Source organism: Lactobacillus johnsonii, from assembly GCF_014058685.1.
In the GTDB taxonomy this organism is placed as follows: domain Bacteria; phylum Bacillota; class Bacilli; order Lactobacillales; family Lactobacillaceae; genus Lactobacillus.
This window is the reverse complement of record NZ_CP059055.1, coordinates 100,748-113,149: the sequence shown is the minus strand read 5'-3', so window position 1 is coordinate 113,149 and position 12,402 is coordinate 100,748. Positions and strand designations below refer to the sequence as shown.

The following is a 12,402-nucleotide window of genomic DNA, read 5'->3' as shown; positions in this document are numbered from 1 at the left end:
ACAAAACTGTGCTTTTTTTATGTCTTAATTTTCTGTTATTTGGTACAATATTCCTAACCTTTTTAGCTTAATATTTATGATATAGAGAAAGGATTCAGTTTATGGGTTTAACCTGGATTATTATCATTATTTTAATTTTATTGGTAGCTATTTATATTGGCATCTATAACGGCTTACAAAAGGCTAAGGTTCATGCTGATGAAGCCTGGAGTCAAATTGATGTTCAATTAAAGCGTCGTAATGACTTAATCCCTAACTTAGTTGAAACAGTTAAGGGTTATGCTAAGCACGAAAGTGGCACTTTAGAAAAAGTAGTTTCATTAAGAAACCAATTAGTAAATCTTCCAGCTTCTGATCACGAAGAAGCTAATAAACTTTCTAATCAAATTACTGATTCGTTGAAGAGTATTTTTGCTTTAGCTGAAAATTATCCTGACTTAAAAGCAAACCAAAACTTCTTAGCACTTCAAGAAGAACTTACTAATACTGAAAATAAGATTGCCTACTCACGTCAACTTTATAACTCAACAGTTGCTATGTTTAATGAGAAGTTACTAACTTTCCCATCTAACTTAGTAGCTAAGATGCATGGCTTTAAGAAAATGGACTATCTTCAAACACCAACTGAAGAAAAGGCCGTTCCTCAAGTCAAATTTTAGGTTAATTAATGCTCTATCAACAAATAGCACGCAATAAGCGTAAAACAGCATTTTTGCTTGTTATATTCGTTATTATTCTAGCTCTTGTTGGTGGTGGGTTAGGATACTTAATTAATGGCGAACCTTTTTCCGGAATCGCCATTGCTCTTATTGGTAGTTTAATTTATCTTTTTATTGTTCTTCAAAATCCTGGAAACCTAGTGATGAGCATGAATCACGGCCGAGAGATTCATGAAGAAGACGATCCAGAACTTTGGCACATTGTTGAAGATATGGCTCTGGCTGGACAAATTCCGATGCCAAGAGTTTTTATTATCAATGATCCAAGCCCGAATGCTTTTGCGACTGGACGAGATCCTAAGCATAGTTATGTTGCCGTTACAACTGGCTTACGAGAACGATTAAATAGAAGTGAGTTAGAGGGCGTTTTAGGTCATGAAATTTCTCATATTAGAAATTATGATATCTTAGTTTCAACTATTGGAGTTGCACTAGCAGCAGTAATTTCTTTTATTTCTAACTTCGCCTCTCGCATTTGGTGGTGGGGCGGCAATTCAGACCGCGATGACCGAGACTCAAGTCCTTTAGAAGCAATTTTTAAGGTAGTAGCAATTGTTTTTACCCTAATTTTAGGACCACTTGCTGCAGGACTTGCCCAAATGGCTCTGTCTCGTAATCGAGAATATCTGGCTGATGCGGGCTCAGTAGAACTTACTAGGAATCCACAAGGCCTAATTTCAGCTTTAGAGAAGATTTCTAACAGTGAGCCAATGAAAGATCCAGATCCATCAAGTGCTGGGCTCTACATTGAAAATCCACTTCATAATCGTGGGTTAAGCTCACTCTTTGATACTCACCCATCTACTGCGGATCGAATTAAGAGATTAAAAAATATGTAATAAAAGGGATGCAATTGCATCCCTTTTTACATACCTATTTCAAATTAATATGCGCTTCTCTAAATAATCTCTTTCTCATTTCTGCTGGTGTCATTCCATAATAATGCTTAAATTTTTTATAGAAAAATGACTTACTTGAATAACCAATAGTTTCGATTATTTCTTTTAACGATACATTTGGCTTAGCGAGTAATCTTCTAGCCTCTCTCATTCTCCGATCGTCAACATGTTCCACAAAACTCTTACCAGTTTTTTCTTTTACCATTGTAGAGAAGTAATTTCGATTAAAACCAAAATATTTAGCCGCTTCTGCTAGAGTAATGTCATTATAGTGTTGGTCGATATACTGATCTAGTGTCTCATCCTTAAAGCTATTTTCTCTTCTTTCACTCAATTTAAAGTTCTGCTCACGTAAATTGCGCAAAATCACTACTTTAAGTAACTCTAATCCAATTGTGCTATTAAATGCCGCATGATTAAGATCATCTTGCACTATCTCTCTGATATTTTGGCTACTCCACATCACTGAGGTAGTCGTGAACAAAAAGGCTTTATCCTGAGATAAATTCTTTAAAAATAGGGTACTTAGTTTCTCCTCAGTGGGAGTATCAATTGTTACGTTTTCTATTTGCTCTTCCCATGAAAAATTGCTGGTCAGCTTAAATTTTATAATTACTGTATTCTTGTCACTAAGCTTGATCGCATACGCGCTATCTTTTTCAATTAATAAGATGTTTCCACTTGTTAAAGAAAAAGACTGCTTCCCTACCTGTACTTCACATTTACCTGCAAGGCAATATATTAATTGACTACTTCCGGACTGATATTCAATAAAGTCATAATGCATCCCCTCTAAATAAAGATGGTAGGACAAAAAATTCTGTGTTCGAAGCTCTACTTCACTAGCTTGATTATTTTGCATTAAACTTAATAAATAATTTTTTAATGTCGCTGTTGCCATCTCAATCAGTCCCCTTTGATTCTATTCTGTTTTAATTATAACCTTTTTATTATTTTTAATTGTCTTTTAGTCTTATTAAGCGTAAGCTTAAACTGTAAATACATCTGGGGTGCCTATCGGGCTGAGAATATACCCATTGAACCTGTTTGATTAATATCAGCGTAGGGAAAATGACTATTTTTAGACTTTTATTTAAGTCACCTCTTTGAGGTGGCTTTTTATTTTTGGAGGAAAAAATGAAAAAATTACATGTAAGAGATATCATCTTAATTGCCTTAATTGCTATTATTTTTGGTTTTATTTATTTAGCTAGTGACGGCCTCTATAACGCCCTAACAGCTCTCCTTACTCCAATCGGCTATGGGATGTTAGCTAATGACATTATGATGGGAATTTGGTGTATGGCAGGACCATTAGCAGGCTTTCTTGTTCGCATCCCTGGCTCTGCTTTCTTAGGAGAATTCTTAGGCTCCTGCGTTGAATTGATTGCTGGGGAACAGTGGGGAGCTGTTAATTTAATTTCTGGTGCCGTTCAAGGTCTAGGTAGTGAATTAGGTTTTACCTTTACTAGCTACCGTCGATATGATTGGTTTACGCTTTTCTTATCTGCTACGACCACAACCATTATCACTTATTTGTACGATTTCATAAAAAATGGCTATAGCTATTTTTCAACCTTTAATATGATTCTCTACTTTGTAGTTCGCTGGATCTCCATGCTCTTATTTACCTGTGTATTAGTAAAATTAATCGTAAATCTTTTAGAAAAAGCTCATGTCATCCAAACAAATCAAAATTAACCAACTCTCTTTTCAATACCAAGACAAATTAATTTTTAAGAATTTAGATTTTACTATTAACCAAGGCGACTTTATCTTATTAACGGGTCCAAGTGGCAGCGGAAAATCTACCCTTTTAAAATTAGTTGCTGGTCTTGAACCTACTTCTAACAGCAAAATTACTACTGGCTCTTTAAATCAGCCATTTACTAATTGGGGTATGGTCTTTCAAGACCCTAATCGTCAATTCACCATGGCAACACCAAGAGAAGAGTTAATTTTTGCTTTAGAAAATAAACTAATTGATCGAGTTACTGCTCAAAAGATTATCGATGAGGTTAGCCATAAAACAAATATTTCGCATTTGTTAGACCGTCCCTTCCTTCATCTCTCAGGCGGTGAAAAGCAGCGTGTAGCCTTAGCCGTCTTAATTGCAATGCAAAGTGACCTCTTCTTATTAGATGAGCCATTTGCTAATTGCGACTCTCATAATCGAAATTTTCTGCTTAACTGCTTAGATTCACTCCATCAAGAAGGTAAAACGATTTTGATTAGTGATCATAACTTTGCTAATTATGAAAAAATCGATCCCAAAATTTTTGCTATCAAAAATCAAAGAATTCAAACTACTCCTCTACCTTCTCAAGAAGAAGTAGTAACCAATTTTTCTCTTCCTCATACAAAGCAAGAATCAGTATATTCTTTTAATTCTTTTTCACTATCATTTCCAGAAAAAGAGTTACTTTCTTCAACTAATTTAAAAATCTATTCTGGGAAAGCAACCCTCTTAACTGGAGAGAATGGTAGTGGTAAAACTTCTTTATTTAAGGCCTTAAGCAAGGTTATTACTTATCAGGGAGAACTACTCTTTAAAGATAAAGAGGTTAAAAAATGGCGTCGCCGCCCTTATTTGTCAAAAGTAGGACAAATTTTTCAAAATCCAGACGACCAATTCTTAAATGTTACGGTAAAAGAAGAATTAGATTTTAGCTTAAAATACAATCAAAATCCTTCTCTAAATGAGTCTAAACTTCAGTCTATCCTAACTAAACTTAATTTAGAAAATATGGATGAACAAGTCGTTTATTCTCTCTCTGGTGGTCAAAAAAGGAAGCTTCAAATTCTCGTCATGTTAATGGCCTATCCGGACGTTTTATTACTAGATGAACCATTTAGTAGTTTAGATCAAAAAAGCGTCTCAGAAGTCATTTTTTTACTAAAGAACTACTTCTTAGATGAAAACCATAGCTTAATCGTAATTAGTCACCAGCTCGATCAGATTCAAAATCTATGTGACTATCATCTTGTTTTAAAAGACCAACAACTTTTCTACGCTAAATAGGGGTAAATAAAATGAATCCCGAACTAAAATTATTTTTAATCTTAATTATTTCTCTGGAAATATCACTTGTGCCTAATTTAGGAGCAAACCTCATTATTATCGGGGCTTGTCTTATCTATCTTCTGTTTAAGCACATTAATCTTAAGAAGCTATTTTTATTATTTATCATTCCTTTATTTGCGGCTTCCGTAGTTTTTATTACAATTTACTACTTCACTCCTAGTCGCAGTCTTTATCAAGCTTGTGTCTTATTTACGAGAATTTACGCCTATGTCTTTTTAGGAGCTGCTTTCACTGAAACGACTTCTTTTCTTGCTCTAGCTCGTTCACTAGAACAAAATTTTAAATTACCTAGTAAGTTTGCTTATGGAACTCTAGCTGCCTTTAATGTTATTCCCAAAATTCATGCCGAAGTGAATCGAATCCGCCTAGTTGGGGATATGAGACACTACCATTTATCTTTCTACTCACCGGCCTTATATTTTAAAGCAATTTTAGCCGCAATTTCTTGGTCTAATAGTTTAGCTGATGGAATGATTTCACATGGCTATCGTGAAGACAAAGAAAGAAGTGTAATTGTTCCGATCGCCTTAACAAAAAAAGACTGGCTTATTTTTAGTAGCATCATAGTACTACTTCAACCAATCTTGTTTCTTCTCAAATAATTATTTATGGTATGGACTGCCGCTATTAATCATAAATGCACGGTAAATTTGTTCAATTAAAACCAAGCGCATTAATTGATGAGGCATTGTAAATTTACCAAAACTGATTAAGTCATCTGCTCGCTTATTTACTGCGTCACTTGTACCGAGACTTCCTCCAATAACAAAGGTAATGTCAGAATGCCCATAAGTAGTTAAATTAGATAACTCTTTCGCAAAAGCCTCACTAGTTCGCTCTTTCCCCTTAATTGCAGTTACATAAACATATTCTTTATCTTTTATCTTATCTAAAATTCTTTTTCCCTCGATTTCTTTGACCTGTTCCATTTCAGCAGGACTTAGTTTTTCGGGGGCTTTTTCATCTGGAACTTGAACTATTTTTACTTTTGCAAAACGACTCATTCTCTTTACATATTCTGCAATTCCGTCTTTAAAATACTTTTCCTTTAATTTCCCTACACAGACAATTTTTATATTCATGCTAATTTATCCCTTTCACACATCTAGCTTTTTATTTTATCCCCTAATTGACATAGCGTCCACATGAGTTTTCCCCTGGCTGTGGATTACTAAAAACTATATTTAGTGGTTTACTCAATTACCTCTCAACAAATTGTGGTTTATAAAAAAGTGGATAACTTTTTTACAAAATTTATTCCACATTTTTATAAATTTGATTAATTTTCCAAACTTTTCGCTCTATCCCTTACAGACTAGGCTTGAACAGCCGTTCAACTTTTATAAAATCATGACTTAATTTACACACAATTCACAAGTTTTCCACATTTTTATTTTTATTATTGCCAACTTATGCACAATCCACAGAGTTTTCCACATTTTCCCACAATCTATTCGATAATTCTAAGATCTTGACAATTTTAAAATACGAACTTTATTAGGTTTCACACTTTAAATATTAAGAAAAAGCTATGATTACCGCTTACAAATCGTATAATCATAGCTTTTTTATCTCTATTTAATAATATTCAATTAACTTAAGGTAACTTTGATATCTTGTGATTTTCCATCTCTAACCACTTGAAGGGTTACTGTATCGCCAATCTTATGTGCATAAAGAGCTGTATGTAGTGAAACAACGCTATCCACATCTTTGCCATCAATCTTCGTAATTACATCACGAGCCTTGATACCAGCCTTCTCTGCACTACCATTCTTGGTCACACTAGCGACATAGACACCAGATTTAACACTGTCAGGCAAACCAAGTTTCTTGCGGCCATATTCTGTTAATTCATCAACAGATACAATTCTTACGCCTAATTTAGGACGCGTAATTTTACCATTCTTAACCAATTGATTAATAATTGAAACAACTTCATCACTAGGAATTGCAAAGCCCATTCCTTCAACGGCAGTCCCATCACTAGAAGAAGACAATTTCATTGAGTTAATACCAATTACTTGGCCAGACATATTAACTAATGGACCACCTGAATTACCGGGGTTAATAGCTGCATCAGTCTGAATAACGGTTGCCTGATTAGTTACTTGGCCAGATGAATTAGTTACATCTATTGTTCTATTCTTAGCAGAAATAATACCTTGAGTTACACTAGTTGCATATTCGCTCCCAAGTGGAGAACCAACAGCAATTACTTGTTGACCTGGCTCTAAGTTCTTAGATGAACCAAATTGGGCAGTTTGAGTAACATATTTACCATCAATAGTTAAGACAGCCAAGTCTGTTTCTGCATCAGTTCCGACTTTTTTAGCCGTTACCTTTTTACCATCACTTAAAATAACTTGGATTTCATCACTTCCAGAAACCACGTGATTATTGGTTACAATGTAGCCTTTACCATTAGATTTCATGTAAATAACTCCAGAACCTTCACTGTAAGTTTCTAAATCTGATTTAGAATTCTTCTTTGAAGAGCTGGAACTATCCGACCCAAAAATACCAAATGGATCACTAGTTGAAGAAGAACTTTGTCTCTTCAAGTTTACAACAGAAACAACAGAATTCTTTACCGTATTAAAGGCATTAGTCATCTGACTGCTGTTCTTACTGTTAGACTTCTCAACCTTAGCTGTTGGCGCAACAGTTGTTTGTGGAGCATTCTGTCCGTTAATTTGAGACAAACCTGCATAAGCTACTCCACCACCGAGTAATCCTGCAACCACTCCTACAATACCAGTTTTAATTAGAGCATTATGCTTATTAGAGTTCTTAGTATTATTTTCTGCCATAAAAATTCTCCTTTTCTATTCACTCTAGCCTAATCACAAATTTTGAATTTTTTATGAATTCAAGTCAAATTATTTGCTAAAAATTATATTTCTGTGAGTGATCCGGCTTCTAGTGGATTGGTATCAATAATTTTAACATCTGCGGGCAGATTTGCATCCCCTGCAACCAATAAATCATGTGCAGTCTCATGAGCTAAATACTGAGTATTATTATGTTGACTACGGTGGGCCAAAAAGATGTTTTTAGTTTTTGGAGAAACAACATCAAGTAGCGTATCAGCTGCCTGATCATTTGAAAGATGTCCCACATCTGACATAATTCGATGCTTTAAAGACCAAGAATACGGTCCATTTCTAAGCATCATATCATCATAATTAAATTCCATTAAATAGCCATCTGCATCCTTAATTTTGCCTTTAACATTGCTTGAAACATATCCCGTATCCGTTAAACAAGCAAATCTTTTACCGCCACTGCTAAAAACATAATATTGGGGTTCAGCTGCATCATGACTAGTAGCAAAACTAGTCACATCTAAGTCACCAAAAGTTTTCGTTACCCCAGATTCAAAAGTATTGATCTGTTCAACAGGCAAGTTACCGATTTTCTTACTTTCAATTAAATAATTCCAGGTACCTGAATTTGCATAAGCTGAAATTTGTGGATACCGTCTCATTAAGACTCCTAAGCCCCCTGAATGATCGGTATGGTCATGACTAATGAAAATCATATCAATATCTTTAATATCAACTCCGACTTGAGCTAGTAAGTCCTTGGTCTTTTTTCCAGATAAACCTGCATCCATCAAAATTTTGTGTTGCTCAGTTTCTATTAAAGTAGAATTACCTGTTGATCCGCTTGATAAAACTGATACTTTCACATTTTTCACTCCTTAAAATCATCAGTCGTAACATTATTTTGAATAATTGTTCCTGTAAATGCGTTTACCCGCTTCAAGGTAACTGTCTTAGAAGTATTATTTTCAATTGCTGCTAACCAAGTTGGAATATAAATGGTATTTCCTTTAACTGTTAATAATTTAGTATAAACTTGCTTCAACAAGATAACTTTAGAATTATTTGGTAATTCACTGTATGTATATAAAGAGTCTACGGCTGCTTTTGAACTAATTGTATTTTGGCGTTCACGAACAGGATTTAAGTAATCAACATAACTTTGTGAATAAGAAATAATTTGATTATCTTTTACAATAATATGAAGCCGAGCTGTTGCAGCAAAGAATTCTCCATATTTAGTCTTTTGGTTAAAAATATAATCGTCCCCCTCAGATAATTCTGAAAGGTAAGTATAATTTTTACCTTGATATACATTTTGGCTGTCATCCTTAAAACGCATCACTTGTCTCAGGGCTTCTTTTTTATTTTTAGATAAAGTAATTGGCTTATCTAAATGAACAGAAATAAGATTTTCACTTGAATTATTTTCTACTTGTCCCTTTACCTGCTGAGTAGCTTTTTTGATCCAAGAATTATCAGTCTTGGCAGCCAAATAATATCCATCTTCTTGTTTATCGTTAACCTTTGGAATAGTAATCTGATCAGCACTTGTTTCGCTCTTAATATCAGTCTGAGTCGGAGTAGAACCAGCAGATAAGAGAGTTGGCGTTTGCCATAATTCAATTCCCAAAAAGATATTAATTCCGATAAATACAATTAAAAATATCCATTCAATTCTTTTAAAGTCCATCTACTAGTCCCTCCTTTCCTGCATTGTCTAACTGATTATTTGTATTAAGCCACTCATCTAAGGTCTTCCACTGCTTGTTAATCTTTACATAGTAAGCAGGCTCTAAATCTACTAGTTTCTTATTTTTACTGTTAGAAGATTTAGCCGTATAGCCAATAATAATTCTTTCGATATCTTTTCGGTAATATCCCTTTTGGTATAACTCATCCATGGCTACAGTAGTTGGAATTAAAGTTTTCTTTTCCCCATTAGTTGGGATTGGAATCTGTAAGTCTAAACTGTTGAAGTTAATCGTCATCCCATTAGATGCAAATTTCACCTGTGCTCGCATCTTATATTTTCCTGGTAAAAAGATTGGATATTCTTCGACATAATTTTGATAAATAACTGTATTATCATCCGCATCAAAGAATCTTAAATCTGGTTCTGATAAACCAATCTTTCGTACGAAATATAAACTATCATTTAATTTACGACTAATTGTCTTAGGAATTTGATCTTGTTGATAATCAATATATTCATAATTATGAGTATGTTTAGCAGCAATTAAACGCTCATATACTCCATTAGAGTATGTAATCGTATCGCCATTACTATGCTGGGTAGGATTATTTGATCCTAACAAACGATAAACAAAATATGAATCAGATTCCTCATTAGTTAAGTAGCTATATACTGGTAAGCTTAGATTTTTTTCATAGAAAGGTAAATAGTCATCATGCACCTTTTCAAGAGTGACTGGCATTTGAGTTTGAGCGTTTCTAATATGCTCAATTAGGGTCTTAAATGAGACATCGTTTAAACGAATGCAATAGAGTGTATGGTTCTCATCATTACCTAGATAGATGTAGTCGCTAGAAGTCGTTGAGACAAAAATGCGATTAAATTCCCGACTATCATTTTTTCTTACATTAGTTAAAAATAATGAGATCGTTATCTGATCTGGGTATGTTAGCTGAATATAGTTTGGATTTCTCAACATTTTTTCATACTTAGTTTGACTAGACCAGATTCGGATTGGCAAGAGAGGTCTTAAAGACTGAGTTAATTTAGAAAACTCCAAAGGTAAATTGTTCTTTGTATCATAGACTTGATACATCTTTTTATTTTTAAAATAAAAAGTTTGCGTTGGTAGATAGATGTCTCTTAAAGAACGTTGACCTAGATCCTTAGTTTGCGTTTGATTAGATGTTTCTTCAATTCTAGAAAATCGAGCATCTGATCCCCAAATGACAGCCGATAAAATTATTGATAAGACAACCATTGCAATTAAGCTAACACGCAGTGCCACTCTAGAAACTTTATCTTTAAACCTCATCCCAGTTTTCTCCTTCCTCACTAATTGCTTCATATGGCAAAGAAATGTAGAAAGTTGATCCGGAACCTTCAGCACTATCTGCCCAAATCCGGCCATGGTGTGCTTCTACTATTTCTTTAGAAATAGCTAATCCTAGTCCAGTTCCACCTTGCTTACGAGAACGAGCCTTGTCAACACGATAAAATCTATCGAAAATCTTATTTAAGTCTTTTCTTGGAATTCCCAATCCTTGGTCAGAAATACTTAAGATGACATGCTTTTGAGCTTGAAGAAGGCGAACTGTTATAACGCCCCCATCAGGTGAATACTTAATCGCATTGTTCATAATATTATCGATTACTTGCATCATCTTATCAGTATCAATTTCTACCCATAAAGCTTGATGAGGAAATTCACGCTTGATTGAATACTTCTTTTTATGCGTTTTATCTGTATCAGATTTCAGCATCATATCAAAACGGTTTAGAACGTGGTTAACAAAATCATTTAAGTTAACCCACTCTAAGTCCATTTTGGCTACACCACGATCCATTCTTGATAAGCTAAGGAGATCATTAATCATCCTAATCATTCGCTCAGTTTCATCTTGGATAACATGTAAAAACTGAGGTGCAATATTTGGATCCTTCCATGCCCCATCATTTAAGGCTTCAACATATGCCCTTAAGCTTGTTAATGGGGTTCTAAGTTCATGTGAAACGTTAGACACAAATTGCTGTTGTTCCCGTTCATTTTTTTGCTGTTGCGTAATATCATGCAAAACACAAACTAGACCTGAAACAAAGCCAGTTACACGCTGAATTAAAGAAAAGTTAGCATGTAAAATCATTTCATCTCTTGTATTGTCATTTACGCGCACAACTAATTCTTGTTGCGTACTTAAGAGATCTTGAATTGTAACATCTTTTAAGCCAAGCAAATTAGTAATCGGTTTTCCAATAACATCTTTTTCAGTTTTGCCTAAAAAGTCTAAGGCAGTTTCATTAATGATAGTAATATTTCCGTGACGATCAGTCGCAATAACCCCATCTGTCATATGGGTCAAAACATTATCTAACCGTCTTCGCTCACTATCAGAAATCTCTTGAGTTCTCTCAATTCGTACCGACAAAGTGTTAAATGCTTCAGCTAATTGCCCTAACTCATCTTGCGCATAAACCCGGACGTGTCCCGAATAATCTCCATTTGCGACCCGCAAAGCTTGCTTACGCATTTCTTCAATCGGCCGAGTTATGGCCCGGGAAATTACCAAGGCAACTACTGCACCTAAAACAGCCGCAATTAATGAGGCAATCAAAAAGTAAATAGAAACTTGCCGTAAATTATTGAATACACCCTGTAAACTTGCTCTTACATAAATAGCTCCCACAGGCGTATTAGTTCCATTAGCAGATGTTAATGGTGAAATTTGCACCATATAGTTTCCATTGTCATTGATTACCTTAGAAACTTGTTTTCCATTTGAAAGCACGCTTTTTATATCCGCATTACTAGTCCGCTGGCCAATTCGATTCTGATCATTAACATTTGAAACAGCTCGGATCACGCCCTTATTATCTACTACCATTAATTGACTAATATCGCCGAGATTATAGTTTGAAATAATCTGGCTTAGCTGCTGATTAGCACTCTTACTGTTTGCCCTACTCAATTGACTGGCAATTTGGTTAGTAATAATGTTTGGGACTTGAATTGAAGACTCAAAATTTTGAATTGAGTTTTGTTCAAGTTGTCTAGTAAAAGAAGCTCCAACGACTTCAATCGTTGCTAGTAGTAGCAACATAAAAATGATTGCGATTTTAAAATTAATAGAATTTAGTACACTTTTTATTTTCTTCATTGGTCCTAATTGCAAAAAAA

General features: G+C 34.6%; 12 protein-coding genes and 1 riboswitch. Of the genes, 5 read left to right on the top strand and 7 right to left on the bottom strand.

The annotated features are described in order from the left end of the window. Positions 1 to 101: 101 nt before the first annotated feature. Positions 102 to 659: a LemA family protein gene (locus H0I41_RS00470; RefSeq protein WP_011161313.1), complete on the top strand. Its 558-nt coding sequence runs from the start codon at positions 102 to 104 to the stop codon at positions 657 to 659. A gap of 8 nt (positions 660 to 667) precedes the next feature. Continuing rightward, complete coding sequence (gene htpX, locus H0I41_RS00465; protein WP_135014105.1) at positions 668 to 1,558, top strand: zinc metalloprotease HtpX; 891 nt, start codon at positions 668 to 670, stop codon at positions 1,556 to 1,558. Between the two features lie 34 nt (positions 1,559 to 1,592). On the opposite strand, the gene H0I41_RS00460 is transcribed toward htpX, so the two are convergent. Next, entirely contained in the window at positions 1,593 to 2,519 is a 927-nt protein-coding gene (locus H0I41_RS00460) for an AraC family transcriptional regulator (protein WP_086874560.1), read from the bottom strand. A 95-nt stretch (positions 2,520 to 2,614) separates the two neighbouring features. After that, positions 2,615 to 2,705, top strand: a riboswitch (TPP riboswitch). Positions 2,706 to 2,755: 50 nt separating this feature from the next. On the opposite strand from H0I41_RS00460, the gene H0I41_RS00455 reads away from it, so the two are divergent. The 3 genes from H0I41_RS00455 to H0I41_RS00445 are packed head-to-tail and all read left to right on the top strand — an operon-like array spanning position 2,756 to position 5,305. Next, positions 2,756 to 3,319 carry an ECF transporter S component gene (locus H0I41_RS00455; protein ID WP_011161310.1) on the top strand — a complete coding sequence of 188 codons (564 nt, stop codon included), beginning with the start codon at positions 2,756 to 2,758 and terminating at the stop codon, positions 3,317 to 3,319. Continuing rightward, the gene (locus H0I41_RS00450; protein WP_086874558.1) at positions 3,294 to 4,640 is read left to right on the top strand and encodes an ATP-binding cassette domain-containing protein; all 1,347 of its coding nucleotides are present in this window, start codon (positions 3,294 to 3,296) and stop codon (positions 4,638 to 4,640) included. Before H0I41_RS00455 ends, H0I41_RS00450 begins: the two co-directional genes overlap by 26 nt. 11 nt (positions 4,641 to 4,651) lie before the next feature. Beyond that, a complete protein-coding gene (locus H0I41_RS00445) occupies positions 4,652 to 5,305 on the top strand; it encodes an energy-coupling factor transporter transmembrane component T family protein (RefSeq protein WP_135014106.1) in 654 nt (217 codons plus the stop codon). Here the strand turns inward: H0I41_RS00445 and rlmH are convergent, their stop codons facing one another. The 6 genes from rlmH to walK form a co-directional block, all read right to left on the bottom strand. Beyond that, entirely contained in the window at positions 5,306 to 5,785 is a 480-nt protein-coding gene (gene rlmH / locus H0I41_RS00440) for a 23S rRNA (pseudouridine(1915)-N(3))-methyltransferase RlmH (protein ID WP_004896221.1), read from the bottom strand. Positions 5,786 to 6,295: 510 nt separating this feature from the next. Further along, positions 6,296 to 7,516, bottom strand: a complete 1,221-nt coding sequence (locus H0I41_RS00435; protein WP_053106806.1) for a S1C family serine protease — start codon at positions 7,514 to 7,516, stop codon at positions 6,296 to 6,298. A gap of 83 nt (positions 7,517 to 7,599) precedes the next feature. Then, a complete protein-coding gene (locus H0I41_RS00430; RefSeq protein WP_086874556.1) occupies positions 7,600 to 8,397 on the bottom strand; it encodes an MBL fold metallo-hydrolase in 798 nt (265 codons plus the stop codon). 5 nt (positions 8,398 to 8,402) lie between these two features. After that, complete coding sequence (locus tag H0I41_RS00425; RefSeq protein WP_086874555.1) at positions 8,403 to 9,224, bottom strand: two-component system regulatory protein YycI; 822 nt, start codon at positions 9,222 to 9,224, stop codon at positions 8,403 to 8,405. Next, positions 9,214 to 10,542: a two-component system activity regulator YycH gene (yycH, locus tag H0I41_RS00420; RefSeq protein WP_135014107.1), complete on the bottom strand. Its 1,329-nt coding sequence runs from the start codon at positions 10,540 to 10,542 to the stop codon at positions 9,214 to 9,216. Before yycH ends, H0I41_RS00425 begins: the two co-directional genes overlap by 11 nt. Continuing rightward, complete coding sequence (gene walK / locus H0I41_RS00415) at positions 10,532 to 12,382, bottom strand: cell wall metabolism sensor histidine kinase WalK (protein WP_011161302.1); 1,851 nt, start codon at positions 12,380 to 12,382, stop codon at positions 10,532 to 10,534. The genes yycH and walK overlap by 11 nt, the downstream gene beginning before the upstream one ends. Between the last annotated feature and the right edge of the window lie 20 nt (positions 12,383 to 12,402).

Excerpts from the sequence above, each read along its gene's own strand:
- H0I41_RS00470 (WP_011161313.1), top strand. The coding sequence starts at position 102 with ATGGGTTTAACCTGGATTATTATCATTATTTTAATTTTATTGGTAGCT.
- htpX (WP_135014105.1), top strand. The coding sequence starts at position 668 with ATGCTCTATCAACAAATAGCACGCAATAAGCGTAAAACAGCATTTTTG.
- H0I41_RS00460 (WP_086874560.1), bottom strand. The coding sequence starts at position 2,519 with ATGGCAACAGCGACATTAAAAAATTATTTATTAAGTTTAATGCAAAAT.
- H0I41_RS00455 (WP_011161310.1), top strand. The coding sequence starts at position 2,756 with ATGAAAAAATTACATGTAAGAGATATCATCTTAATTGCCTTAATTGCT.
- H0I41_RS00450 (WP_086874558.1), top strand. The coding sequence starts at position 3,294 with ATGTCATCCAAACAAATCAAAATTAACCAACTCTCTTTTCAATACCAA.
- H0I41_RS00445 (WP_135014106.1), top strand. The coding sequence starts at position 4,652 with ATGAATCCCGAACTAAAATTATTTTTAATCTTAATTATTTCTCTGGAA.
- rlmH (WP_004896221.1), bottom strand. The coding sequence starts at position 5,785 with ATGAATATAAAAATTGTCTGTGTAGGGAAATTAAAGGAAAAGTATTTT.
- H0I41_RS00435 (WP_053106806.1), bottom strand. The coding sequence starts at position 7,516 with ATGGCAGAAAATAATACTAAGAACTCTAATAAGCATAATGCTCTAATT.
- H0I41_RS00425 (WP_086874555.1), bottom strand. The coding sequence starts at position 9,224 with ATGGACTTTAAAAGAATTGAATGGATATTTTTAATTGTATTTATCGGA.
- yycH (WP_135014107.1), bottom strand. The coding sequence starts at position 10,542 with ATGAGGTTTAAAGATAAAGTTTCTAGAGTGGCACTGCGTGTTAGCTTA.
- walK (WP_011161302.1), bottom strand. The coding sequence starts at position 12,382 with ATGAAGAAAATAAAAAGTGTACTAAATTCTATTAATTTTAAAATCGCA.